The sequence below is a fragment of the Mycolicibacterium vinylchloridicum genome (assembly GCF_013404075.1).
GTDB classification, from domain to species: domain Bacteria; phylum Actinomycetota; class Actinomycetes; order Mycobacteriales; family Mycobacteriaceae; genus Mycobacterium; species Mycobacterium vinylchloridicum.
On record NZ_JACBJQ010000003.1, the window covers coordinates 160,941 to 186,270 of the forward strand.

At 65.5% G+C, this 25,330-nt stretch carries 23 protein-coding genes; 12 read left to right on the forward strand and 11 right to left on the reverse strand.

The annotated features are described in order from the left end of the window. Positions 1 to 34 precede the first annotated feature (34 nt). The 7 genes from HPC46_RS04330 to HPC46_RS04360 all read right to left on the reverse strand — a co-directional run bounded on the left by HPC46_RS04330 (position 35) and on the right by HPC46_RS04360 (position 9,803). A complete protein-coding gene (locus HPC46_RS04330) occupies positions 35 to 1,348 on the reverse strand; it encodes an MCE family protein (protein WP_233716209.1) in 1,314 nt (437 codons plus the stop codon). 23 nt (positions 1,349 to 1,371) lie between these two features. After that, positions 1,372 to 2,226, reverse strand: coding sequence for an ABC transporter permease (locus HPC46_RS04335; RefSeq protein WP_179467159.1), 855 nt, complete (start codon positions 2,224 to 2,226; stop codon positions 1,372 to 1,374). Beyond that, the gene (locus tag HPC46_RS04340; protein WP_233716225.1) at positions 2,223 to 2,933 is read right to left on the reverse strand and encodes an MlaE family ABC transporter permease; all 711 of its coding nucleotides are present in this window, start codon (positions 2,931 to 2,933) and stop codon (positions 2,223 to 2,225) included. The genes HPC46_RS04335 and HPC46_RS04340 overlap by 4 nt, the downstream gene beginning before the upstream one ends. Before the next feature lie 713 nt (positions 2,934 to 3,646). Continuing rightward, the gene (locus HPC46_RS04345) at positions 3,647 to 4,300 is read right to left on the reverse strand and encodes a TetR family transcriptional regulator (RefSeq protein WP_179467161.1); all 654 of its coding nucleotides are present in this window, start codon (positions 4,298 to 4,300) and stop codon (positions 3,647 to 3,649) included. Positions 4,301 to 4,378: 78 nt separating this feature from the next. Next, entirely contained in the window at positions 4,379 to 5,902 is a 1,524-nt protein-coding gene (locus HPC46_RS04350) for an aldehyde dehydrogenase family protein (RefSeq protein ID WP_179467163.1), read from the reverse strand. A gap of 44 nt (positions 5,903 to 5,946) precedes the next feature. Continuing rightward, positions 5,947 to 7,404: an aldehyde dehydrogenase gene (locus tag HPC46_RS04355; RefSeq protein ID WP_179467165.1), complete on the reverse strand. Its 1,458-nt coding sequence runs from the start codon at positions 7,402 to 7,404 to the stop codon at positions 5,947 to 5,949. Next, on the reverse strand, positions 7,401 to 9,803 hold the full coding sequence (locus HPC46_RS04360) for a CaiB/BaiF CoA-transferase family protein (protein WP_407665463.1): 2,403 nt from the start codon (positions 9,801 to 9,803) through the stop codon (positions 7,401 to 7,403). Before HPC46_RS04360 ends, HPC46_RS04355 begins: the two co-directional genes overlap by 4 nt. A 76-nt stretch (positions 9,804 to 9,879) precedes the next feature. Here HPC46_RS04360 and HPC46_RS04365 point away from each other — a divergent pair, with 76 nt between their 5' ends. The 8 genes from HPC46_RS04365 to HPC46_RS04400 all read left to right on the forward strand — a co-directional run bounded on the left by HPC46_RS04365 (position 9,880) and on the right by HPC46_RS04400 (position 17,815). Further along, positions 9,880 to 10,080, forward strand: coding sequence for a ferredoxin (locus HPC46_RS04365; RefSeq protein ID WP_179467167.1), 201 nt, complete (start codon positions 9,880 to 9,882; stop codon positions 10,078 to 10,080). Between the two features lie 77 nt (positions 10,081 to 10,157). Continuing rightward, positions 10,158 to 11,024, forward strand: a complete 867-nt coding sequence (locus HPC46_RS04370; RefSeq protein WP_179467169.1) for an SDR family NAD(P)-dependent oxidoreductase — start codon at positions 10,158 to 10,160, stop codon at positions 11,022 to 11,024. A 30-nt stretch (positions 11,025 to 11,054) separates the two neighbouring features. Then, positions 11,055 to 12,284, forward strand: coding sequence for a cytochrome P450 (locus HPC46_RS04375; RefSeq protein ID WP_179467171.1), 1,230 nt, complete (start codon positions 11,055 to 11,057; stop codon positions 12,282 to 12,284). 7 nt (positions 12,285 to 12,291) lie between these two features. Further along, positions 12,292 to 13,470, forward strand: a complete 1,179-nt coding sequence (locus HPC46_RS04380; protein ID WP_179467173.1) for an aromatic ring-hydroxylating oxygenase subunit alpha — start codon at positions 12,292 to 12,294, stop codon at positions 13,468 to 13,470. 7 nt (positions 13,471 to 13,477) lie between these two features. Then, positions 13,478 to 14,335 carry a hypothetical protein gene (locus tag HPC46_RS04385; protein ID WP_179467175.1) on the forward strand — a complete coding sequence of 286 codons (858 nt, stop codon included), beginning with the start codon at positions 13,478 to 13,480 and terminating at the stop codon, positions 14,333 to 14,335. A gap of 32 nt (positions 14,336 to 14,367) precedes the next feature. Beyond that, positions 14,368 to 15,102, forward strand: coding sequence for a Zn-ribbon domain-containing OB-fold protein (locus HPC46_RS04390; RefSeq protein ID WP_325096563.1), 735 nt, complete (start codon positions 14,368 to 14,370; stop codon positions 15,100 to 15,102). Beyond that, on the forward strand, positions 15,099 to 16,265 hold the full coding sequence (locus tag HPC46_RS04395; protein ID WP_179467177.1) for a thiolase C-terminal domain-containing protein: 1,167 nt from the start codon (positions 15,099 to 15,101) through the stop codon (positions 16,263 to 16,265). Before HPC46_RS04390 ends, HPC46_RS04395 begins: the two co-directional genes overlap by 4 nt. A 26-nt stretch (positions 16,266 to 16,291) precedes the next feature. Further along, positions 16,292 to 17,815, forward strand: a complete 1,524-nt coding sequence (locus HPC46_RS04400) for a class I adenylate-forming enzyme family protein (protein ID WP_179467179.1) — start codon at positions 16,292 to 16,294, stop codon at positions 17,813 to 17,815. 23 nt (positions 17,816 to 17,838) lie between these two features. Here HPC46_RS04400 and HPC46_RS04405 read toward each other — a convergent pair whose 3' ends face one another. From HPC46_RS04405 to HPC46_RS04415, 3 genes are all read right to left on the reverse strand, one after another. Beyond that, positions 17,839 to 17,976 (reverse strand): hypothetical protein, encoded by a 138-nt coding sequence (locus HPC46_RS04405; RefSeq protein ID WP_179467181.1) that lies wholly within the window; start codon positions 17,974 to 17,976, stop codon positions 17,839 to 17,841. A 168-nt stretch (positions 17,977 to 18,144) separates the two neighbouring features. Continuing rightward, a complete protein-coding gene (locus HPC46_RS04410; protein ID WP_179467183.1) occupies positions 18,145 to 18,948 on the reverse strand; it encodes a siderophore-interacting protein in 804 nt (267 codons plus the stop codon). Next, positions 18,949 to 19,557: a TetR/AcrR family transcriptional regulator gene (locus HPC46_RS04415; RefSeq protein ID WP_179467185.1), complete on the reverse strand. Its 609-nt coding sequence runs from the start codon at positions 19,555 to 19,557 to the stop codon at positions 18,949 to 18,951. It lies immediately after the preceding gene. Between the two features lie 74 nt (positions 19,558 to 19,631). Here HPC46_RS04415 and HPC46_RS04420 point away from each other — a divergent pair, with 74 nt between their 5' ends. From HPC46_RS04420 to HPC46_RS04435, 4 genes are all read left to right on the forward strand, one after another. Next, positions 19,632 to 20,882: a cytochrome P450 gene (locus HPC46_RS04420; RefSeq protein ID WP_179467187.1), complete on the forward strand. Its 1,251-nt coding sequence runs from the start codon at positions 19,632 to 19,634 to the stop codon at positions 20,880 to 20,882. A 93-nt stretch (positions 20,883 to 20,975) separates the two neighbouring features. Continuing rightward, positions 20,976 to 21,248 carry a hypothetical protein gene (locus HPC46_RS04425; RefSeq protein WP_179467190.1) on the forward strand — a complete coding sequence of 91 codons (273 nt, stop codon included), beginning with the start codon at positions 20,976 to 20,978 and terminating at the stop codon, positions 21,246 to 21,248. Continuing rightward, the gene (locus tag HPC46_RS04430; protein WP_179467369.1) at positions 21,245 to 22,147 is read left to right on the forward strand and encodes a LysR family transcriptional regulator ArgP; all 903 of its coding nucleotides are present in this window, start codon (positions 21,245 to 21,247) and stop codon (positions 22,145 to 22,147) included. Before HPC46_RS04425 ends, HPC46_RS04430 begins: the two co-directional genes overlap by 4 nt. Before the next feature lie 95 nt (positions 22,148 to 22,242). After that, positions 22,243 to 23,700: a peptide MFS transporter gene (locus HPC46_RS04435; protein WP_179467192.1), complete on the forward strand. Its 1,458-nt coding sequence runs from the start codon at positions 22,243 to 22,245 to the stop codon at positions 23,698 to 23,700. On the opposite strand, the gene HPC46_RS34850 is transcribed toward HPC46_RS04435, so the two are convergent. Next, on the reverse strand, positions 23,697 to 25,313 hold the full coding sequence (locus HPC46_RS34850; protein ID WP_233716226.1) for an AMP-binding protein: 1,617 nt from the start codon (positions 25,311 to 25,313) through the stop codon (positions 23,697 to 23,699). The two genes, HPC46_RS04435 and HPC46_RS34850, sit on opposite strands and share 4 nt — an antisense overlap. Between the last annotated feature and the right edge of the window lie 17 nt (positions 25,314 to 25,330).

Genomic DNA, 25,330 nt, shown 5'->3' on the forward strand with positions numbered 1-25,330 from the left:
TCTCCTTGGTATGAGCTTCGTGATGGGGGTCGGTTCAGGGTCCGGGCGGATACGCGGGTCCCGGCGGATACAGTGGTGTGCCGTCGGGCCCGTAGAGCGGGGCGCCGTAGGGCGGTGCCCCCGGATAGGGGACCGGCCCGATCGCCGGAACACCGTCCCCGTGCGGCCTCGGCGGTTCCGGCACGCCCTTGGTGACGGGGAACCAGTTGTACAGCCATGGGTTGCCGGTGCCCGGGTTCGGCCGCAAGTCCAGCCCGGTACCCCAGCCGGTGTTCGTCACCAGTTGGCGCACAGGGAAGTTCTTGCTCGGGTCGGGAAGCGATCCGCACGACGGCTTCCCGCCGGGGCCGCCCTTGGCGGCGACGATGGGCAGGTTGTCCGGGTATTTGTACGGATCCTCGGCCGGCATGAGGGCGGCATCGAGGATGACCGACTTCTTGTTGCCGCCCATCGCCTCGAGACCGCCGTTGTTGAGGAACCACACCGAGCCCTGCAGGGTGCAGGTGTAGGTCGGATCGTATTTGTGCAGCAGGTCGGTTGTCGGGACCAGCGTGTCCATCAGGTGAACCAGGTCATTGCCGTTGCGGCCGAGCACATTTGCGCCACTCTGCGAGAACCCGATGCTGTTGAGCAGTGCGGTGTTCAGTTGCGCGGAATGATCGGTGATCGTCGTGCCGGTGACACTGGCCGCGTTCAGGATCTTCATGATGTCCGAAGCGGCGTCGGCGTAGGTGGAGGAGAACCCGTTGAACGCCCGCCAGTCCGCGGCGACGGTGTCCATCCGCGGATTGATGGCGAGTAGGACCTCGTTGGCGTCGACCGTGGCCTGGCCGATCCGCTCACCCTGTCCGCGCACTCCGTCGGCGAGGGCGGTCAGCGTGGCGTTGAGTTTCATCGGGTCGAGCTTCGCGATGAACGTGCTCAGGTTCTCGAAGACGGTGTTGACTTCGGTGCTGACATTGCGGGAGGTCAACACCGTGCCGGCCGTAATCCGTTGCTTGCTGGGCTTATCCGGATAGATGAGGTCGACGTACTTGGCGCCGAACGCCGTGGTGGCCTTGATCTGCGCACCCACGTTCTGGGGGATGTCAGCGGCCGCTTCGGGAAAGATGTTGAGCCGCACGGAGACATTGGTGCCGGTCCCCGTCACCGACGCTATGCGGCCGACCTGAACTCCGCGCAGCTTGACCTTCCCGCCCGATTCCAGGATCAGACCCGACCGGTCCGAGGTCAGCGTCACCGGTACGAAGGAGCGGAATGTGCCGGTGAACAACGTGATCGTCATCAGAACCAGAAAGATGACCAGTGCCAGCAGGATGGCCGTCCACCAGGCCGGCTTGATACGCATATCCCTACGGTCGTCGAACATCGCTACCCGGACAGGTCGAAGTTGCCGGACTGCCCGTACACCGACAGCGTGATGATGACCGAGACGAATGCGGCCGCGATGAGCGAAGTACGGACCGCGCGGCCGACCGCCTCACCGACGCCGGCCGGCCCGCCGGTTGCCGTATATCCGTAGTAGGTGTGCACCAGCATCACGACGATGCCGATCATCACGGCCTGAAAGAACGACCAGATCAGGTCGGTCGAATGCAGGAACGTATTGAAGTAGTGGTCGTAGACGCCGGTGGACTGGCCGTAGCCGAAGGTGGTGCCCATCCGGGCCGCGAAGAACGAGGCGAGTACCGCGATGCAGTACAGCGGCATGACGACGATGATCCCGGCCACCACTCGGGTGGAGGCCAGGTAAGCGATCGACCGGATGCCCATCACTTCGAGGGCGTCGATCTCCTCGCTGATGCGCATCGCGCCGAGCTGGGCTGTGGCGCCCGCGCCGATGGTCGCGGCCAGCCCGATACCCGCCACCACCGGGGCGATGATCCGGACATTGGCGTAGGCCGAGATGAAGCCGGTGAGTGCCTCGACACCGATGCCGGCCAGCGAGTTGTATCCCTGGACGGCGATGATCGCCCCCGCCGACAACGTGAGGAATCCGATGATCACGACGGTTCCACCGATGACGGCCAAGGCGCCGGTTCCCAAACTCATCTGTGCGATGAGCCGGACGATCTCGATTTTGTAGTGGACGAACGCGTTTCGGATCTCGGTGATGGTTCTGGTGTAGAACGCCATCTGGAATCCGATGGCGTCCCATCCCTTGGCGAAACCCTTGGCGGCGTTGCTGAGCCGGCCGAGGCGCTTGCTCGGCCGAGCCGTTGTCATTTTGCCGCCTCGACGCCGATGGCGGTCGCGATGACGTTGATGAAGAACAAGGCCATGAAGGACAGCACAACGGTCTCGTTGACCGCATTGCCGACGCCCGCGGGACCGCCGCCCACCGAAATGCCCTTGTAGCAGGCGATCAGGCTGGCTGCCAAGCCGAAGACCGCCGCCTTGCACAGGGCGACGATCACCTCGACCGGACCTACCAGGATCGTCATCCCGGCGGCGAACGCGCCAGGTGTCACGTGCTGGACGAAGACGGAGAAAAGGAAGCCGCCGCCGAGGCCGATGACCGACACGATCGAATTCAGCAGCAAGGCGACGAGAGTGGCGGCCAGTACTCGGGGCACCACCAGTGACTGGACGGGGTTGATGCCCAGTACCCGCAGCGCGTCGAGCTCCTCGCGAATTGTGCGCGCTCCCAGATCGGCGCACATCGCCGTGGCGCCGGCGCCGGCGACCACGAGGACGGTGACCACCGGGCCGATCTGGGTGATGGCGCCGAGCGCGGTGCCAGTGCCCGAGTAGTCGGCAGCGCCGAACTCGATCAGCAGGATGTTCAGGACGAACACCGTCAGAACGGTGAACGGGATCGACAACATGATGGTCGGCACGATCGACACCCGTGCCACGAACCAGCTCTGCAACAGGAACTCACGCCAGGCGAACGGCGGCTTGAACATCAGCACGAACGTGTCGAGGCACATCGCGACGAAGCCACCCACCGCGATTGCTGGTTTCGACACCGCCGACACAGCACCGCGGGTCAGGCTTCGCTGAGGCGTTGCCGGAGCAACTTGCCCCATCATGACCTCCGATCGTGGTGCGGTCTGCGGCTTCGGAACAGTGTGACGCAGGTCTCCATTACATGCAACAAAGAACGTACATTATATTTTGTCCATTCCGCAATGCCTCCGAGCTGCGGCACACACTCAGCGCCGTAAATGGCTCCGAACAGGCATGAAGCTATTTAGAGCTGTAGAGTCTCATAAAGATACCTCATGTCGCATCCGGTGCAAAGCAGCTTCTGACCGCGCCTCTCCACTGCCGGGAGGAGCGAGCCGTGTCGATAAATTTTAATCTATTTTTGACTAAAATAGCAGACTGCATGGCCTGGGTGGGCAAATGATCGGTGATCGCCGGCCTGCATGGGCGCACGGGGATGGCGGGGCCTGCGGCGGCCGGCAAACCCGGGACACATGTGCTGCGGTAGCTCCGGCGAATGCGGGGCTGGATCTGCCGAGGGTTGCTGTCGGCTCGTCGCTGATAGCGCATATATATAAGGCCTCGTCAATTTCGAGTCGACCGGACCACCCTGCACGGACACCCGGAGATCTGGAAGGCCCCGACGAGTACTCGTGCCGCTGTCGGCCACGTCCACTACGCGGCGCCGCGCACGAACCGCGGCCACTGGAAACGGTCAGGCCGACGTTTCCTCGGCGTCGGTCCGGTACGAGTCGCTGAGCGTCACGCCGTAGAGGAAGCTCCGGATCCGTTCGGCGAACAGCTCTTTCACGGTGAGGTCGTTGGCTTGTATGGCGTCGGCGAGGTTGGGGTACTTGTCGGGGTCGAACGGGGGAAACAGGGCGGTTCGGCCCCGAGGCGTACGGACGGCCTCGGTCAGAACCGCGCCGACACAGAGGGTTTCCATGCCGTCGAGGATCTGCGCGTGCAAGTGCACCGGGACGCCGGAGTCGCTGAGGAACGCAGCGGCGTCCTCGAAGCTGCCGATCAGAGTCTCACGCGGCAGATGCTCGATCAGAACCGACGCCGCGTTGCGATGGCGGAGGACCGATTGCCGGAAGTTCAGCGCCAAACTGACGAAATACTCCGGCCAGTCGGGTCCGGGCGGGCGCCGCGGTTTGATCACCGACTTGCCGCCGATGTGGCGGGCGACGGCGATCAGGATCTCGTTCTTGTCGGCGAAATGATGGTAGAGCGATGGCGCGCGGACGCCCAGATGCGCTGCGAGGCGGGGCAGGCTGAACGCGGCCAGCCCCTCGGAGTCGATGATCTCGATCGACGCCTCGACGGCCGCGGTGCGACTGATCAGCGGTTTGGACGGACGGGCCATTTCAATGGTCCCTGAGCCTGCGGGAAGACCGCCCGGCTGCTCGTCGCATGGGCGTCACTATACCGAGGGGGACGGGCTTCAACGGTTCGCTCCGGCCAGGCCCAAGCGTCGTCGCCAATCGTGGGCGCCGAGCAATCGGACCGCGCGGGCGATCAACCGCGAGCGGGCCGGAACGATCGGATACCACAGCGGTTCGGATTTCAGCGTGACGCGTTCTTCGACGATCGATTGCTGACGGCAATACTTGAGCACGCCCTGGGCTCCTCCGAACCGAGTGCCGAGCCCGGAGTTCTTCCAGCCGCCCATGGGAACCGGCAACTGAAAGGTGGCGACGAGGGCGTTGTTGATCGACACCGAACCGGCTTCGATCCGGCGGCACAGCCGATCGGCCTTGTCACGGTCGCGAGTCCACAGGCTGGAGCTCAGCCCGTAGTCGGAGTCGTTGGCCAACGAAATAGCCTCGTCGGCGTCGGCCACCCGCATGATCGCCAAGGTCGGTCCGAACGTCTCCTCGCGCATGCACCGCATGCTGTGGTCGACGTCGACCAGGACCGTGGGCTCGAAGGAATTACCCTGTCCCCGTTGCCCTCCCACCAGGACCCGCGCGCCCTTGGCGACGGCATCCTCGACGTGGGCGGCAACGATGTCGACCTGGGATGCGGTCACCATCGCGCCGATGTCGCACGAGAAGCTGCCGGGGGCATCGACTCCCTGGCGAAGCGCGCTCACCTTCTGGGTGACCAGCGTGACGAACTCGTCGTACACCGGCGATTCGACGTAGACGCGTTCGACGCCGATACACGCCTGACCAGAGTTGGTCATGCCGCCCCACACCGCGCCGGCGGCGGCGCGGTCCAGGTCGGCATCGGCGAGAACGATGAAGGCATCCTTGCCGCCGAGCTCGAGACTGCACGGAATCAATCGCTCCGCGCAGCGCACCGCGATGGCGCGACCGGTCCGCACCGACCCGGTGAACATGACCATGTCGGCCTGGTCGACAACGGCGGTGCCGGTGGCAGCCGAACCGGTGGCGACGGCCAGGATCGGGGGAGCCCCGATCTCCTCTCGCCAGCCGCGGACGGCCTCGGCCCACGCCAACGGCGTGACCTCCGAGGGTTTCGACACCACCGCCGCGCCCGCGATCAAGGCTCCGACGACATCCATCATGGGACCGGCCAGCGGACCGTTCCACGGCGTGATCAGAGCCACCAGCTGATACGGACGAACCTGAATGCGCAACCGCCGCAACGCGTTAGCCGGACCGGCGGGCTTGACCCGCCGATCGGCGAGGAACGCTTCGGCGTTCTTGGCGAAGTAGTTGATCACGTCGACGACGACCGACATCTCCATGGCCGCATCGGCCCACGACTTGCCGGTCTCCTCTTGGACCAGCCGCAGCAGTCGCTGCTCGTTGTCGAGCAACCAATCGAGCCAGCGCAGCAGATGAGCGCTGCGGCCGCGCGGTCCCAGTGCTTCCCACGCCGGCTGAGCCTCCCGCAGATCGGTGCACAGCGCCGCGACCTGCGTCGCGTCGAGATCGGCGACCTCCCCGACGATCTCGCCGTCATGAGGTCGCCGGACAGTGATCATCGGGCCAGACATGGTCGCTCCGTTGCTCTCGTTCTATTTATCTAAAATCGTAAGGTTTAGTGCCGAATCGGCGCAATGGGTTCGCCCACCCGATAGATCGACTTGCTGATCTGGTACGCCTCAAGCCCTTCCGGCCCGAGCTCACGGCCAACTCCGCTGGCCTTGACACCGCCGAACGGTGAACGGATGTCGAGCTGGTAGTCGTTGACGCCGATCGAGCCGGTGCGTATCGCACGGGCGATTCCGGTGGCGCGCTCGACGTCCGTCGACCACACCGTTCCAGCCAAACCGAATTCGGAGTCGTTGGCGATCCGGACAGCCTCGTCATCGTCTCGGTAGGAGATGATGACCAGGACCGGACCGAAGATCTCTTCCTGTGCGATGCGGTCGGCATTGTCGACGTCGGCGAATACGGTTGGTGTGACGAACCATCCGCGAGGTCGATCCGGTGCGGCCCCGCCCGCGATGAGCCGGGCTCCGCTGGCCTCGGCCGCCGCGATGTGGCCGAGCACGCGGTCGCGCTGCCGGGCACTGACCAGCGGTCCGATCTCGGTCCGCTCATCCAGCGGGTCGCCCACCACCAGGCCGTGCGCCAGTGCCGCAATGGCTTCGACGAATTCGTCATAGCGGGAGCGGGGTACGAGGATCCGCGAACTGAGATGGCAGGTCTGTCCGTTGTTGGCGAACGATGCCGAGCGCAGGCCGGCGACGGTGGCTTCGGTGTCCGCGTCGTCGAGGATGATCGCTGCCGACTTGCCGCCCAGTTCCAGGGTGACCGGGCGAATGAGCTGTCCACACGTAGTCCCGATGATCCGCCCGGCGGCGGTGGATCCGGTGAATGCCACCTTGTCTACGCCTCGGTGGCTCACCAGGCGGGCGCCCGCCGTCGCGTCGCCGGGTACCACGCTGAGCACTCCGGGAGGCAGTCCGGCTTCGACGGCGGCCTCGGCGAAAATGAGGGAATCCATTGCGGTTTCGAGGGCGGGCTTGAGTACGACGGGGCAGCCGGCGGCCAGCGCGGGAGCCAGTTTCATCACCGCGAGGGCCTGGGGGTAGTTCCACGGGGTGATGGCGCCGACCACACCGACGGGCTCCCGTCGAACGATGGTGTGCCCGATGAGGGAGGGCCGGGTCTGCTCGCATTCGGAGTTCGCGATCAGCTTGGCGTAGTAGCCGACCAGCGCGGCGGGAAAGAGACCGTTCACACCCCGGGACAGTGAGATCGGCATGCCGTTCTCGCGGCTGACGAGCGTCGCGGTCTCGGCGGCGCGGGACTGCAGCGCGGCGCCATACCGTTTGAGCACCTGGGCGCGTTCGGCAGGATCGGCGGCCGACCAGGCTCTGGCACCGGGGCCGTGGGCGGCAGCGACGGCCGCGTCGATGTCCGACTCGCCGGCGCAGCCGGCATGGCCGAGGACTTCCTCGGTAGCGGGTTCGATCACCGGGACGGTGTCGGCTGCGCGACGGAACTCACCGCCGACGTACAGCAGCCCGTCGGTGTTGTCGGCGCTCATGCGAGTTGCCCTTCGAATGTCGAGGTCGTGGCGGGTTCGGCGTGCAGCACCCGGTCCGCGATCAGTTGGTCGATGTCGTCGGCGCTCAGCCCCAGCAAGCGCTGGCAGACCTCGCGGGTGTGTTCGCCGAGGAGGGGTGCTGGTCGCAGGTCCGCTGCCGGGATGTGGCGGTAGAGGGCGGGACGCGTCTCGCTCGGCAAGGCGGCGTCCAACAACGGGTGGACCATCTCCGTGTACAGCTCGCGATGGCGGACCTGGGGGTCGGTGAGCACGTCAGCGCCCCGATACATCGGTCCCGCCGGTACCCCGAGCTGCTGTAGAGCCGAGGCGACCGCCTGCGGTGACCGGTAACGGGTGTACTCGGCGACAACCGCGTACAGCGCGCGGCGGGACTCCCAGCGACCGGCCGCGGTGAGGAAGCGGGGATCGTCCGCTAACTCGTTGCGCCCGAACGTCGCTGCGATCGCCGGCCAGTCGGCCTCGGCGCCGACCGTGATCACGCACCACTCGTCATAGCCCTGGCACGGATACACGCCGTGCACACTGGGATCGCCGAGCACCGTCAGGCCGGCCTCGTGCGCCCACGTCGCGGCATAGGTGACATCGAGCTGGCTTGTCGCGCTCTCGGCCTGGGACAGGTGGACATGCGCACCCCGGCCGGTCCGATCTCGCCGGATCAAAGCGCCGAGGGTGGCGACGGCGACAAGCCGGGCCACCAGGTGGTCGGGAAACACCGTCACCGCATCGTGGAACTGGTGATGTGCGCCGTCGGCGTGCCACAGTTGGGTGATGCCGGTGGACGATCGCACCAGCGGCCCATAGCCCATCCGGGCGCTCCACGGGCCGGTGTCGCCGTAGGCGCTGCTCTCGGTCAGCACGATCTCGGGGTTGAACCGCGCAAGAGCCTCGTAGGACAGCCCGAGTGATGCGAGCGTGCCAGGCTTGAAGTTGGCGAACACGGCATCGGCCGCAGCAACCAGCTGGCCGAAAAGCTCGGTGCCACGGCTGTTCCGGAGGTCGAGTCCCAATGCGGTCTGATTGCGATGAGTCCAGGCGAACGACTCGCTGATCGCCTGGCCGGGCTTGCTCTGGCGCAGCCCGTCGGGGTAGGTCGGACTCTCGACCTTGATCACCTCGGCACCCAGATCGCCGAACAGTCGTCCGAGCTCACCGCCGGCGACGATGACGCCCAGATCGAGAATGGTGATTCCGCTCAGCGGTCTTGGGCCGCCCGGTTCGACGTCGACCGCTACGGGGTCGGCGAGCCAGTCGGGCTCACTGGTGCCGGGCGCTGGTGCCGGCCATCGAATGCCGGCCCGGTGACCATCGACGACGACGCACCCGTCGGGAACCGTCAGCGTCTCGACGTTGTCGAGTTCGATTGCCGTCCAGGCGCGAGTGGCATGAAAGTGGTCTTGGGACAGCACTTCCCGTGGTGTGAGAACCGCGGCGATCGGCACCCCGCGGTCGGTGCCGGCGGCGACCAACTCCGCCATGCTCAGCGGAGCGAACAGCGCGGTGATCGCAGCACCGATCCTCTCGGCTGCGGCCGCCCGCCCGGCGATGGTGTCGTAGTGCTGATCTTGGAACTGTTCGGGTTCACCCAGCCAGGCCCGCATGGCACGCCACTGCCTGGGCGCGAGGATACAGATGCGCACCCACCCGTCTCGGCAGGCGACGATCGGGTAGGAATCCTGCGCTCTGGGCCGGTCGCGTCGGGCGTTGTTCACGCCGCGCGCCGCCGCGGCCTGGCCGTGAGAGCCGAATGGCGGGTCCAGCGCCTGCAAGACCCCCTCGTAGCGGGAGAAGTCGACGTAGTCGCCGCGCCCGGTACGCAGCCGTTGGTAGTGGGCGACCAGAACGGCCCACGCGGCCTGTGCCGACGCGGTGGCCGATGCGATGCCGTCCGGCGGGAGCACTGGCGTGCCACCGGGCGGGCCCGACCGTGACAGGACCGACGACAGCGCATACAGGACCGGGTCGGTTGCGGTCCACCTCGCCCGGGGGCCGGTAGCACCGAAATCGGTGATGGACATGACGACCAACTGCTCATAGGTGTCGGCGAGCTCGATGCACGACGTGCCGAAATCCGCTGAATGTCCGGGGATTCCGCTGTCGATGAGGATGTCGGCGCCTGCGACCAGATCGAAGAACCTCCGCCGGTCGCGTTTCTTGCCGCCGTCGAGGGCAACGCTGCGCTTGTTGGCGTTGTGCAGTGCGAACGGCAGGCTCTGGGTGCCGATGAGTGGGGCTGCCCGTCGTGACGGGGAGCCGTCTGGCGGTTCGACGATGAGAACGTCCGCGCCGAGGTCGGCCAGGATGCGTGCCGTCTGGGCGGCCGGCCCCTCGGTGAGGTCGACAATCCGCAGGCCTGTCAGTGGGGCATCGGGCATCGACACGCAGATCTCCTCGTTCGCGCTATTACCTAACGACTATAGTTTTACAGATCATGATGACCGAAGGGGATGTCGACCGATGAAGATCCGGCTGATTCGCGCGAAGTGCGCGGGCCACGCGCAGTGTTATGCCATTGCGCCCGATATCTTTCCGATCGACGACGAAGGCTTCTGCATCCTCGAGGAACGCGTCGTCGAGGCTGCTGAAGTGGAAGCGGCGCGTGCCGGCGCAACGTCCTGTCCGGAGCTGGCACTGGTCATCGACGAGGATTCTGATTGACGCAGTAAACCTACGCACGTAAGGTTTATCGACAAGTGTGGCACGTCACACGATCTGCCGACGACAGAGGAGAGGGCATGAGACTTGAGGGCAAGGTCGCCGTCATCACCGGCGCCGGTTCGGGCCTTGGCCGGCACTGTTCGCAGCTGTTCAGTGCCGAGGGAGCCAAGGTTGCGATCGTCGACATCGACTCCGATCGTGCCGAGCAGACTCTGAAGCTGGTGACCGAAGACGGTGGTGACGCGATAGCCATCACCGCCGACGTGTCGGACAAGACCCAGATCACCGCGGCGATCGACCAGGCGGTCGAGCACTACGGCAAGCTGGACATCGCCTGGGCCAACGCCGGGATCGTGTCCCGCGGCGGCGCGGCGGCACTCGGTCGCGAGGATGCCGTCGCCTTCGAAGACATGACCGAAGCCGACTGGCAGGACGTTCTCGGCGTCAACCTCAGCGGCGTCATCTACACCGCCCAGGCTGCGGTCCCGCATCTCAAGGCCAATGGCGGCGGCACCATCCTGGCCACGTCGTCGGCGGCGTCCCTGGTGGCCTATCCGAGCATCGCGTTCTACTGCGCGACCAAAGCGGGCGTCAACGGATTGGTGCGCGGGCTGAGCCTGGATCTGGGCCGGTACGGCATTCGCGTCAACGCGATCGCACCGACGCACGGGATGTCGCCGAACTTCCTCATGCCGCCCGGTTCGCCGGTGGTCGGAATGTCCTACGAGGAATCGGCGGGGCCGTGGAACCCGACCGTGTCACCCATCCCGCTGAAGCTGCCCCGGCCGCCGTCACTGTCGGACAACGCGAAGGTCGCGCTGTTCCTGGTGTCCGACGACTCGGGGTACATCTCCGGCGCGGTCATCGGCGCGACCGACGGCGGCACGCTGGCCCGCGTCGGCATGTGGTTCCCCGATGACCTCAACCCGCAGCCCGTCGCCTGACCGCCTGACGATCGCCGAGGAGACTTTGACATGACGACGATTGAGAAAGTTCCCGCTCACCTGGTGACGGATTTCGACGTCTATGACCCGAGCCTGGCCGAACCGGTGGATGTCATGCAGGCCAAGATGGCCGAACTGGCCGCGATGGGTCCGGTGGTGTATTCGACCGCCCACGGCGGCCACTGGATTGTGACGCGATACAAGGAGATTCACGAGGTACTCACCGACCCGGCGACGTTCTCGAGTTACCCCAACAACCTCGTCACCCCGGCCGACTTCGGCAGGTTCATTCCGCTGGAGATCGATCCGCCAGAGCACACCGCCTATCGCCACGCGCTGCAGCCGCTCTTCAGCCCGCAGCGGATGAAACGGCTCTCGGACGATATCCGCGGTGTGGTCAATGACCTCATCGACAAGTTCGCCGCCAGGGGTGAGGCGGAGTTCGTCTCCGAGTTCGCTCATGAGCTGCCGGCGAAGATCTTTCTCGCACTCATGGACTGGCCGATCGAAGACGCGCAGATGTTCACCGAGGCTACCGATGCGGTGTTGTTCGGCAAGCCCGGCGGCACCAAAGAGGAGTCCGATCAGGCGATGATGATGGCCGCGATGACGATCGCAGGCTACTTCAACACCGTCGTCTCCGAGCGACGAGCCAATCCCGGCGAGGACGCCACGTCCAAACTGATCCACACCGAGGTCGCCCTGCCCGACGGCACCAGGCTGCTCACCGACGAAGAGCTGTTCCGGATGTTCTTCCTGCTCCTGATGGGCGGGCTGCACACCGTGCAGGGATCACTGGCGTGGTCGATCGTGCATTTCGTCAACAACCCCGCGCAGCGCGACCTCCTCATCGCCGATCCCAGTCTGCTGCCGAAGGCTGTCGAAGAGGTTCTGCGTATCGAGGCGGCGGTGGCGGCGGGCCGCCGCGTCGCCTGCGACACCGAACTCGGCGGAGTGCACCTGGCCAAGGACGATCAGCTCATCGTGCTGCTGTGCACGGCTAATCGCGACCCCGACTACTTCGACGCTCCCGAGACTTTCGACATCACCCGGAATCCGAACCGCCACCTCTCTTTCGGGTCGGGGCCGCACCGATGCCTGGGGTCCCACCTGGGGCGCGTGGAGCTCACGATCGCGCTGGAGGAACTTCACCGGCGAATCCCGGACTACCAGCTCGTCGAGTCCGATCCACCGATCTTCCATTCCACGCAGGTACGGGGTTGCCGCCGCATGCCCATCACGTTCACACCTGAGAAGTGAGGCGGCAATGACCACATCACTGCCACGCCCGGACCGAATCCGGCGCGCGATCGAGCTCCTGCGAAACGAGACCACCGACAAGTTCGACGACGTGGTGGCGTTCTCCGCGCACGAATTCACCGACCCCGAACTGGCCCAGCGCGAGCGCGACCTGATCTTCGGCAGGGTTCCTTCGATCGTCGCCCACAGCTCGGAGGTCGACAAGCCCTACGACTTCATGACCGTGCAGATGCCGCGCAACAACGTGCTGCTGGTGCGTCAGAAGGATGGCGGCGTAAAGGCTTTCGTCAACCTCTGCCGTCACCGCGGCGCGTTGCTCGAAGACAACGAGAAGGGGCGCTGCAGGTTCTTCTCCTGCGCCTACCACCGGTGGTCCTATGACCCGGACGGCTCGCTGCGAATGATCACCCGCGATAACACTTTCGGCGACATCGATCGCAGCAAGCACGGGCTTGTGGAACTGCCCTGCGAGGAGCGGCACGGATTCATCTGGATCGTCGACAGTGCTTCTGCCACAATCGATGTCGCTAGCTGGCTCGGACCGGAGATGGATGGCATTCTGGCCGGCTACGGCCTCGGGGATCTGGTGTGCTTCCGGGCGGCGGGCTTCGACGAGCCCACCAATTGGAAGATCATGCAGGACGCGTTCCTGGATGGTTACCACATTCAGTACGCTCACCCGAACTCCGCCGGAAAGATCATTCACACCAACGTGATGGCGTTCGAGGACTTCGGCAGGCACTGTCGGTTCATCGCCCCGCGGAAGTCGATCGACCGCTGGCTGGAAGAGGATCCCGGTGATCGCCCGCTGGACCCCTATGTCACCGAAACTCACTTCCTGCTGCCCAACAGCACCCTGCTTCGTCAACCGGATCACTTTCAGCTGTTGACCTTCCGTCCTCATCCGACCGATGCGACGAAGTCCCGGATGGAGCAACGGCTGATGGTCCCCAAGCTGGAGGTCTCCGGAATGGACGGCGACCACTGGAACCATCGGTGGGAAAAGAACTGGGAGATCCTCCTGACCGTGCTGCACAGCGAGGACTTTCCCCTCCTGCGAAACTCCCAGCAGGGCATGGGCAGTGCCGATGCCGGAGACATGGTGCTTGGCCGGAACGAGACGGCCAACCAGGTGTTCCGGCGGGAGACCAAGAGGCTCCTCGCCGAGGGCGCCGCGCCCTCGTAGCACCGCGATGATCAAATACGAATGGCGCACCGAACTTAGCCGGCCTGAGGCCGATGAGCTGGCCGGTCTGCTGGCACGAGCGGCGGCCTACGATGCGGAGCCCGGTTACACCACCATCGATTTCGCCGACGTGGCGCAGTCCTTGGCGACCGAGGATTCACCTGATCGGCACCTTCTGATCTGGATGCTTCCGCATGCCACTGCGATGGACGAACCGAACGCTGAAGAGTGCATCGCCGGTCTGCTCCGTCTCGCCGGAGCGGCGGGTGGACGCGCTGAGGCCGCGGCCGTGATCGATCCCGGGCTGCGGTCGATCGGCATCATGACGCTGCTGCTCGAGCAGGTCGGGCTCGTCACGTCGGGTCCGGGCGGTTGGCTGGGGACCGGCGCGCACACGATCACCGCATGGGCCCGTGGCAACCATCCGGCCAGCGGCCGGCTCAGCGACAGATTTCTGATCCCGCGCACACACCGGGTCTGGCAACTGATCCGCGGTATCGAATCCGAATCGGACCTCGCCGCGCCGGTGCTCGAACCCTGTGGATCCACCGCCGGCGGACCCCGGTATGCGCTGCGGGAGGCGGGCCGGGTCGTCGGCACGGTCGCGCTGAATCGCCAGCCCGTCGGTTCGGAGGAATTCGGCGACTGTGCGGTCGTGGACTTCATCGACGCCGCGCCATCGGCTCCGCCGGGGGCCCTGCGACGTCTGCTCGACGGTGCCGTCGCAGTCGCCGCGGAGGTGGGACTCTCCGGCGCGGTCGTTCATGTCGATTCCGGTGACGCCCGAATTGTCAACGCCGCCCGGCTGGCAGGTTTCCATCACGATCGCACGGACGTGCGTTACCAACTCGGAGGCAGCAGTTGAACACCGTTGTGCCACAACAATTGAATACCGTTGTGCCAGAGGAGCTCGCTGCGACGGTCGAGGCGCACGGCAAGGCCGTCGCAGCTGCCGACAACGACGCTGTGTTGGCCGACTTCCTGCCGGACCGCATCGGTCAGCTCATCGCGTCGGCCGATGTGCCGAACCGCTTGACGGGCTTCGAGGTACGTAGCATCACCGGCGTCGAAGACGGTCGCTACGACGCGGTGATCCGCTACATCACACCCGATCACGACTGGTTTGAACTGCGCAGCCGCTGGGTGCAGTTCGACGACGGCACGTGGCGGGTGGTCAGCGTCCGCAACATCCCCGACACGCCCCCGTGGATGGACCTGGCCGGGCCGTCCGATGACGGGCTCGACACACCGCACTGGGAGGGCCTGCGTGATGGCAGACTCCTTCTGCAGCAGTGTGCCGGCTGCGGAAGCTGGATCTGGGCGCCCCGGCCGATCTGCCCGCAATGCCATTCGTTTGAATTGCGTTGGCAGCAGGTCGAACCGGTGGGAACGATCTATTCGTGGACCAGAACCTGGCAGCCGTTCGGCCGGGAAGCGACCGGGCATCTGCCCTACGTCGTGGTTCTCGTCGAACTGCCCGGGGCCGGAAACCGCCGCGTGGTGGGCGTATTGGCGCATGCCGACGGGGTGAACCCCACGATCGGGGCAGCGGTGCGAGGTCACGTCGAGTCGCCTCCCGACGACGAACACTGGCCGCTGGTCCGGTGGCAGTTGGACGGGGCGGCCCGATGAGGCCCTTCCGCGGCGCCACCGCTGTCGTCGGCGTCGGCGCGACCGAGTACTACAAGCGCGGCACGAGCCCCTTCTCGTCGGCTCAACTGGTCTTGCAGGCGATCTTGCGGGCTTGCGAGGATGCTGGGGCCGACCCACGGTCGGTCGACGGATTCGTCTCCTACGCCAGCGATTCGAGCGAAGGGCTCGTGCTGGGCGCCGCGCTGGGCGTTCGTGAGGTCCGGTGGTCGACTCAGGTCTGGGGCGGCGGGGGAGGCGGCGTTGCCGCGGCCGTGAATTGCGCGGCGGCAGCGGTCTACAGCGGTCAAGCCGACTGCGTCGTGGTCTATCGCGGCCTCAGCGAGGGCACCGACGGGCGCGGGGCGTACAACAAGGGCCACATGGGCCACCTCTACACCGCGCACGGCATGCTGGCACCGGCACAGGTCTGCGCCTTGCGCACCCAGCGGATGCTGGAGGTCGACCGGGTGCCCGCATCCGCACTCGAAGCGGTGGCGCTGGCCGGCTATCGCCATGCCCAGAACAATCCGAACGCGGTGGCGTATGGGCGCCCGCTGGATCATGACCATTACCAACGCAGCCGGTTGATCTCCGAACCGTTGCGGCTGTTCGATTGTTCCCGCGAAAATGACGGTGCTACAGCACTTCTCGTGGTTCGATCCGACCGGGTGGGCGAGTACCGCGGCCGCCCCGCCTATATCCTTTCCGGCGTTCAAGGCGCGGCGGCAGGATGGAACGAGTCCGTCGAGAACGAACACGACTACACCAGCGCAGGTTTCCATCCCGCGATGGTGCAGCGGCTGTGGGCCGGCGCACAGATCGGGCCGAGGGACGTCGACGTGGCGCAGGTCTACGAGAACTTCACCGGACCCGCTGTCGCGGCGATGATCGACCACGGGTTGTGCCCCAATGGTCCGGCGGCCGGCGACTACCTGACGCCTGCCAACCTCACGGTCGGCGGCGGGGGCCTGCCGATCAACACCGCGGGAGGCAACATCGCCGAAGGATTCGTCCACGGTATCGGGCTGGTGGCCGAGGCGGTACGTCAGATCCGCGGTGGCTCACCAAATCCGGTGGACAACGCCGACATCTCACTTCTGATCGGCGGCCCCATGGCACCATTGGTGAGCTCCACCGTATTCGGCTCAGCAGCAACGATCTGACCGAGTTCACAGGATCGAGGAGGACGATGGCCGCGACCGTGGCATCGGCATTGCGCTGGTGGGCCAGGACCAAAGGTGACCACAGTGCGTTGATCATCGGCGAGGACGAGATCGGTTATCGCCGGTTGCACCAGTGGACCAGCAGGTTGGCCAGAAAGCTGGCCGACGATGGAGTCAAACCCGGCGACCGGGTCGGACTTCTCGCGCCCAACGTTGTCCAATGGCCGATCGCCGCGATGGCGGTGATGAAGTGCGGGGCGACGCTGGTACCACTGAACGCGCGCCTGAAGCCGGCCGAGATCCGCAAGATCGCCGACGATGCTGAGATCAGCGCGGTGATCGCCGCACCCACCTACGTCGCCGGAGTCGACGAGGCGCGCGGCGCGGGACGCGAATTCACGCTCTGGACGCTCGATATCGTTGAGGCACAACGCAACGGCGATCCGGACGACTTCGCGATCGAACCGGACCCCGAGGACCCGATTGCGGTGATCTTCACCAGTGGGTCGACCGGGTTGTCCAAGGGGGTGGTCCTGACCAGCCGGACGTTGATGGGCATGGTGTTGGAGAACACCCTAACCGAGGAGGGTTTCCGGCCCGGCACCGTCACCCTGCTGGTCCTGCCACTGGCGTTCACCCCTGGGCTGGTATACGGGCTGTTGATCACCTCGGTACTCGGCGGCACTCTGGTCGTGGAGCCGGAGCTGAATCCGTCACGAGCGGTGACGCTGATCGAGAAGCATTCGGTCCGCGCCCTTTTCGGTGTCCCGCTGGTCTTCGAAGCGCTGTCCAGTGCCGAGGAGTTCGCCGAAGCCGATCTGAGTTCGCTGCAGACGGCGATCGTCGGTGGCGCTGCCGTGCCGGTCGACCTGCTGCGACGCTGGGCCGACAAGGGCGTACTGCTGCGTCAGATCTACGGAATGACCGAAGCCGGAGGGGTGGCCACGGCAACTCTGAAAGCCGAGGCACTCGAGCACCCGGACTCGTGCGGCAGTGGATCGATTTTCACCGAAGTCGCCGTGATGCTCGATGACGGGTCGATGGCGGGCCCTGGGGAGCCGGGCGAGCTGGTGGTCCGCGGGCCCGGTGTCACGCCGGCTTATTGGAACGATCCGCAGACCACTGCGGCAGCGATCCGCGACGGCTGGCTGCACAGCGGTGACGTCGGCGTCCGCGATGAACAGGGCCGCATCACGTTCCTCGATCGCATCAAGGAACTCATCATCTCCGGCGGTATCAACATCTCACCGGTCGAGCTCGAGTCCGCCATCAGAACACTCGACGGCGTCGAGGAGGTCGCCGTCATCGCGGCGCCCGATCCGCGCTTCGGGGAGACGCCGGCGGCGATCATCACTGTCACCGCGGGCTCACGTCTCGACGAATCCACCGTGGTCGGGCATTGCGAAGCGATCCTGTCGGACTACAAGGTCCCGCGCTACATCGTGCTTCGCAGCGATCCACTGCCCCGGCTGCCCAATGGAAAGTTGGACAAGCCGGCCATCCGCGACGAGTACCGCGACATACCCGAGCGGTTCAATCGGGTGCGGTGACTGCCGAGATCGGCAGTCGGCCACTAGCAGATCGCGGCTGCCGCGATCAGTCCGAAGGCGATGAGCACGATGCTCAGCACGGCTGCTGAGTGGCCCATCGACAGTGCCACGACCACGCCGACTATGCCGGCGATGACGACGACGATCATCAGGAAAGCCATCACGCCCCGGTGCGGGTTGATCGCACTGGACGGAAGGGGCCTTCTAGAAGGGTGCATGCCGTTCATCGAACACCTCCGGTTGTGACCTGAGTCATCAATTGGAGCATAGGTGATGTACATCACAAACTGGCCACGCCGAGCTACCTGAATGGCTCTCGACCGGCTCATTCACAGACCGGCCCGCTCCAAGGCTTCGTCGAACTCCTGGGACGCCACCTTGTGGCCCTTACCCGCGGCGATCGCGCGCTCGTAGACCTGTGCAAGCTCACCGCTGACCAGGGCGAACCTCGCATCCCAGGTCTGTGAGTCGAATCGCCAGTAGCCGGTGATGTCGTACTGGTCGATGGTCCAGCCTCGACCGCGCAGGTGTTTGCGGACCTCGCGAGACACCGCGGCTTCGCCGGCGAACCAGCAGTAGCCCTGGGCAGGGAGGTCGACCTGGCGAACGAGGTGCGCCAGCCGGCTCGGTGCGAACCCGTTGCCGGTGCCCAGGCTCGGAACGACCGTCATGCCGGGGCGGACCGGAAGATAGTCCAGGTCGTGATGGTCGGCGGCCTCGACGACGACGGTGGTCGCCACGGCCGGCGGTGTCTCCTCGAGGATCCGCGCCGTGGCCGGCAGGCCCGAGAGGTCGGTGACGAGCAGTTGCCATGCGGTTCCCGGCGGCCGCCGGTACCACGCTCGGGCGTGGTCGAGCCCGACCCGGTCCCCGGCGTTGACGGTCTGCGCCCAGGTGCTGCCGCGACCGCCGGTGTGCAGCACGACGTCGAGGTCGATCTGGTCGCCGTCGTGGCGGCGCACCGAGTAGGTGCGGCCTTCCTCGGGTGTGGTGGGGTCGAAATACACCCCGACGGCGCAGTCGCCGCCGACCGGGAGGGCCACCGACTCGGGCTCGTCGACACGCAGGCTGATCCGGCGCAGCCGCGGACTGAGCTGGACCGTCTCGATGACGGACGCGGGCGAGAAGCTCATCTACGACGCCCGGGCGGCGCCGACTGTGATGGCGGTGAGGGTGGCGACGAGCGTGTCCTCATCGGTATCGATATCGCCGTGCAGCCAAGCGCTGATCAGCTCCGTAGCGGCGGTGACCATTGCCCTGGTCGCGAGCATGCGGTCCACCGACGGCTTGGGACGCCCTTCGAACGGCATTGCTTCGGCGGCGATGCGTTCGGTGAACTCGCTGATCTCCCGTTGCTGGAGCTGGCGAAGCCGCGGGAATCCAGGCGACTCCATGTACAGGCGCGAATCGGCGGCGCTGGCCACCAATGTCTGCACCACCGTGCGCAGCACACCGTGGGCACGTTCGGCCAGGGGAGCGGTGGCCAGCACCGCCTCCATCGCGACCTTGAGCCGGTCGTACAGCGCCTCGGCGCAGGCGTCCAGAAGGTCGTCCTTCGTGCTGAATTCGGCGTAGAAGTAGCGCTTGCTGAGTTTGGCTCGCTGGCACACCAGGTCGACGGTCAACGGCGCAATGCCACCCTCGGCGATCAGTTCGCCGGCCGCTTCGAGCAGCCGTTCGCGGCGCTCTTGCGAGCGTTGTTCGGAGCTGAGCCCGCCGTAGGTGCGTCCCTCGACAGTCATGACGACATCTTGACCTATCTGTGGCGTGCATCATAATCTAGAACGCAATCGTTCCAGATTATAAGGAGTTGTCGATGACCGCACGGATCATGGACGACGCGGCGCGCGCTCTGGCCGTCCCGCAGTCCTACACCGACGAAGCTCAGCTGCACGCGGCGCTGGCGCATCTGCGCAAGCATGCGCCGGTGTCCTGGGTCGACGTCGAGGGTTATCGGCCGTTCTGGGCCGTCACGAAACACGCCGACGTCATGGACATCGAGCGGCAGAACGACCTGTTCACCAACGATCCCCGGCCGATCCTCGTCGCGAGCGAACTCGACGACAAGCTACTGGCCGATCGCCAAGCCGGCATCGGGTTGAGCACCTTGATCCACATGGACGACCCGCATCATCGCGACATGCGCAAGATCGGTGCGGACTGGTTTCGCCCGAAGGCGATGCGGGACTTGAAGGCTCGCTGCGACGAGCTGGCGAAGATCTACGTCGACCAGATGGCAGAGCGGGGTCCGGAGCTCGACTTCTCTCAAGAGATCGCGGTCAACTATCCGCTCTACGTCATCCTCACCCTGCTTGGTCTGCCGGAATCCGACTTCCCCCGGATGCTCAAGCTCACCCAGGAACTGTTCGGCGGGGACGACACCGAATTCCAGCGTGATGGATCCAGCGACGCGATGCTTGCCGTGCTGCTCGACTTCTTCACCTACTTCGCCGCGTTGACCGCATCCCGCCGGGAACATCCCACCGAGGATCTGGCCTCGGCGATCGCCAACGCGACCATCGACGGTGAGCCGCTGTCCGATATGGACACCGCGTCCTACTATGTGATCGTCGCCAGCGCCGGCCACGACACCACCAGCGCCGGAATCGCCGGCGGGCTGCTGGAACTGGTACGCAACCCCGCCGAACTGCAACGGCTGCAAAATGATCCGGGTCTGATGGGCACCGCCGTCGAAGAGATGGTCCGCTGTGTCACACCGGTCAAGGAATTCATGCGCACCGCCCAGGCCGACACCGAAGTCCGCGGTGTCCCCATCGCCAAGGGTGAATCCGTTCTCCTGTCCTATGTTTCGGCCAACCGCGACGAAGAGGTCTTCGACAACCCGATGCGCTTCGACGTCGGCCGAGACCCGAACAAGCACCTGTCCTTCGGCTACGGCGTGCACTTCTGCCTGGGCGCTGCGCTGGCTCGCATGGAGATGAACAGCTTCTTCTCCGAACTCATCCCGCGTATCAACACGATCGAACTCGCCGGCGAGCCGGAACTCTCGGCGACCACCTTCGTCGGTGGGATCAAACATCTGCCGATCCGCTGCTCACTGAAGTAACGCCTGCGGATACGCTCGGGCCAATACGCCGCGGCAAGGCGCGACAGCGGCGATAATGCCGTTGAGTCGGTCTTGAGAGTGGGAGCAGGGACCATGAAGAAGCTGGCAGCGGCGCTGTTGAGCGCCATGGCAATGGTCGCAGCGCCGGTGGTGATTGCACCGGCCGCACAGGCCGATGTGTGCGGTGACGTCGGGGGACGGCATGTCGATGTGGGTGGATGCACCAACGTGGCCGGTGATGTCGTGGTAGGCGGTGAGGTGGCGACCGCGGACGACGCCGCCGCGCAGGCGGCCTCCGGTCAGCCACCGTGCTATACGCCGCAAGGGGTGCCGTATTACACGCCCGGCTCGGATCCCTGCTACTGAGCGCCTCCGGGGAGACCCGGCTGGATTCGGGTCAGCTCGCGGCCTTCGCCGCGATTGTGGAGCTCGGCAGTTTCGAGGCCGCGGCCGAGCGCTTGCACGTGACCCCATCGGCGGTGAGCCAGCGCATCAAGGCGCTGGAAAAATATGTGGGGCAGGTGCTGCTCGTCCGTGGGAAGCCTTGTGTGCCAACTGCGGCCGGGAAGCCGCTGCTCAGACTGGCCGCTCAGACCGCGATGCTGGAGGCGGAGGCCATCGCCGAGATGGCCGGTGGCGGTGAGTCGGCGCCGCGACCGCGGATTGCGATGGCGGTCAACGCTGATTCGATGGTGACGTGGTTTGCCGGGGTGCTCTCGGACCTGCCGGATGTGTTGTTCGACATCCGAATCGAAGACCAGGATCATTCCGCACGGCTGCTGCGCGAAGGTGTGGTGATGGGTGCCGTCACCACTGAGCGCACGCCGGTACCGGGCTGCCGGGTGCGGCCGCTCGGCGTCATGCGGTATCTGCCGGTGGCCAGCCGCAGCTACGTGAAAGGCCATCTGCCAGGCGGTTTCACCGCCGACGCGGTGGCGCGCGCACCCTCGCTGGCCTGGAACCGCGACGATGCACTACAGGACATGTTGGTGCGCAAAGTCTTTGGTCGCGTCGTCGGCCGACCTGTCCACTACGTGCCGACCGCGGAAGGATTCGGCGCAGCGGTGCGAGCCGGGTTGGGCTGGGGGATGTATCCCGAGCAGTCGGCGGCGACGGCGCTGGCCGATGGGACGTTCATCCAGGTCTGTGAGGTCCATCTGGACGTTCCGTTGTTCTGGCAGTGCTGGAAACTCGAGAGTCCGCTGATGGACACCGTCACCGGTGCCGTTCTGGCTGCAGCAGAGGTATTGCGAAGGCGGAGTTAGCGACCAGTGGGCGTAACTGTTCCGGCGGGCGGGAGGCGGTCTCGAAGGCTGACGAACCGCTGAACAGCGGTTGAGGATGTGGCATCGTGACAGCCATGTCCGATGCTGAGACGTTGACCACGCAAAGAACCTTTTTCGGACATCCCGTCGGTTTGGCCAACCTTTTCGGTGTCGAGCTGTGGGAGCGGTTCTCGTTCTACGGGATGCTCACGATCCTCGGGTACTACCTGTACTACACGCTCACGGACGGTGGCCTGGCGCTGCCGAAGGCCACCGCGACCGGCATCGTTGGGGCGTATGGCGGCCTGGTCTATCTGTCCACGGTGCTGGGCGGGTGGATAGCAGACCGGCTGCTCGGCATGGAGCGCACCGTGTTCTATGGCGGAGTGGTGGTCATGTGCGGCCACATCGCGCTGGCAATCGTCCCCGGCTTGGCGGGCGTCGCGGTCGGATTGGTGCTGATAGCTCTGGGATCGGGTGCGTTGAAAGCCAATGCGTCCTCGTTGTTGGGTACGCTGTACGCCGACGGCGACCCGCGTCGTGACGGTGGGTTCACGTTGTTCTACCTGGGTATAAACCTGGGTGCCTTCGTCGGCCCGCTCATCACCGGTCTGCTGCAGACCAAGCTGGGGTTCCATTACGGTTTCGGTGCCGCGGCCGTCGGTATGGCGCTGGGTCTGACCCAGTACGTGGTCTTCCGTCGTAACCTCGGCGAACACGGTCGTACGGTCCCACACCCGTTGTCGCACAAAGAATTCTGGCGCACTGCGGCCATCGCGCTGGTGCTCATCGCTCTCGCGGTGGTGGCCTTCATCGTGGGTCTGATCACGCTGGCAAACCTGTCCCAGGTGACCACGGGCATTCTCGTCGTCGCGTCGATCGGCTACTTCGCGGTGATGCTCGGTAGCCCGAGCGTCGAACCGCTGGAACGCACCCGCGTACGTGCGTTCATCCCGCTGTTCATCGCCAATGCCGTGTTCTGGTCGCTGTTCCAGCAGATCTTCACGGTGCTGGCGGTCTACTCCGACGAGCGGATGAACTGGTCGATCTTCGGGTGGCGGGCGCCGTCCAACTGGATCGGTTCCATCGAACCGGTGTGGATCATCCTGCTGTCACCGCTTTTTGCGGCGATGTGGACCAAGCTCGGCCGGCGTGCGCCAACCACCCCGCGCAAGTTCGCCTACGGCGTGATCGGGATGGGGGTGGCGTTCCTGCTGTTCCTTCCCATGGCCGGCACCACAGGACGCAGCGTGCCCGCGCTCTTCATCGTGGCGATCATGGGTGTCTTCGCGATTTCCGAACTCATGCTGTCGCCGATCGGGCTGTCGGTCACCACGCAGCTGGCACCCAATGCTTTTCGGGCCCAGATGATGGCGCTGTACTTCTTCTCCGTCGGCCTTGGCACCGCGATGTCAGGTGTGCTGTCCGGCTACTACAGCGCGGACAGCGAGTTCGCCTACTTCGGCATTCTCGGCGCTGTCGCCATCGCCGTCGGTGTGGTCGTGTGGGGGTTCGCGCCCCGGGTCAGCCGGTTGATGGAGGGCGTGCACTAACGCGGCGAGTCGAGCAGCCGGATCATCTCGGCACGCATCTCGACCTTGCGCACCTTGCCGGTGACGGTCATCGGAAAGTCGTCGACGACCCGGACGTAGCGCGGAATCTTGTAGTGCGCCAGCTTGCCTGCCGCAAACTCCTGCACGGCCGCGGCATCCAGGGGCACGGCGCCCGCGCGCATTTTGACCCACGCGCAGATCTCCTCTCCGTACCTGGGGTCGGGAACGCCGATCACCTGGACATCGTCGATATCGGGGTGGGTGTACAGGAACTCCTCGATCTCGCGCGGGTAGACGTTCTCGCCGCCGCGGATCACCATGTCCTTGATCCGCCCGACAATCTGGCAGTAGCCGTCGTCGCGCATCACCGCCAGATCACCGGTGTGCATCCAGCCCTCGTCGTCGATGGCTTCGGCGGTCTTCGCCTCGTCATTCCAGTAGCCGAGCATCACCGAGTAGCCGCGGGTGCAGAATTCGCCGGTCGCACCGCGTTCGACGAGCGCACCGGTTTCGGGGTCGACGACCTTGATCTCGACGTGCGGATGCGCGCGCCCGACTGTCGCAGTGCGCCGTTCCAGATCGTCGTCGATCAGGGTTTGGCACGACACCGGCGAGGTTTCGGTCATGCCGTAGGCGATGGATACCTCTGACATGTTCAGCTGTTCGAGGCAGCGTTTCATGATCTCCACCGGGCACGGCGCGCCGGCCATGATGCCCGTCCGCAGCGACGAGACGTCGCGGTGCGCAAGGTCGGGGTGGCCGAGCATCGCGATGAACATGGTCGGTACGCCGTAGAGCGCAGTGCAGCGCTCCTGTTCGACCGCGGCCAGGGTGGCGCCGGGATCGAAGCCCGCGGCCGGTATCACCATCGTGGCGCCGTGGGTGGTGCAGCCAAGATTGCCCATCACCATGCCGAAGCAGTGGTAGAACGGCACGGGGATGCACAGCCGGTCGCCCGGACCGAAGTTGATCAGGTCGGTGACGAAGAAGCCGTTGTTGAGGATGTTGCGGTGCGACAGCACCGCCCCCTTGGGGGAACCCGTTGTGCCGGAGGTGTATTGGATGTTGATCGGATCCGAGGGTGTCAGGGACTCCATCCGTCGGCCTAGATCGTCGGCCGAAGTCTGGTCGCTGCGTTGCCGCAGTGCGTCCCAATCCGGCGAGTTCAGGAACACCACCTCGGACAGTTCGGGTACTTCGGGGCGCACCTCGGCGACCATGCTGCAGTAATCCGACGACTTGAAGTCGGTGGCCGACACCAGCATCCGCACGCCGGCGTGCCGCAGAACGTAGGCCAGCTCATGGGTGCGGAAGGCCGGGTTGATGGTCACCAAGATCGCGCCCACCTTGGCGGTCGCGTACTGCAGCAGGGTCCACTCGGCGCAATTGGGCGCCCAGATGCCGACCCGGTCACCCTTGTCGATGCCAGATGAGATCAAAGCCCTTGCCAACGAGTCGATTTCACGGTTGAGTTCGGCATAGGTCCATCGTCGGCCGGTCGCGACGTCGACCAGCGCGTCGACATCGGGATGGGCCGCGACGGTGCGCTCGAAGTTCTCGCCGATGGTCTCGTCCAGCAGTTCAACGCCATCGGGTCCGGCCGAATACGACAACGGTGCGCCGTTCCGAT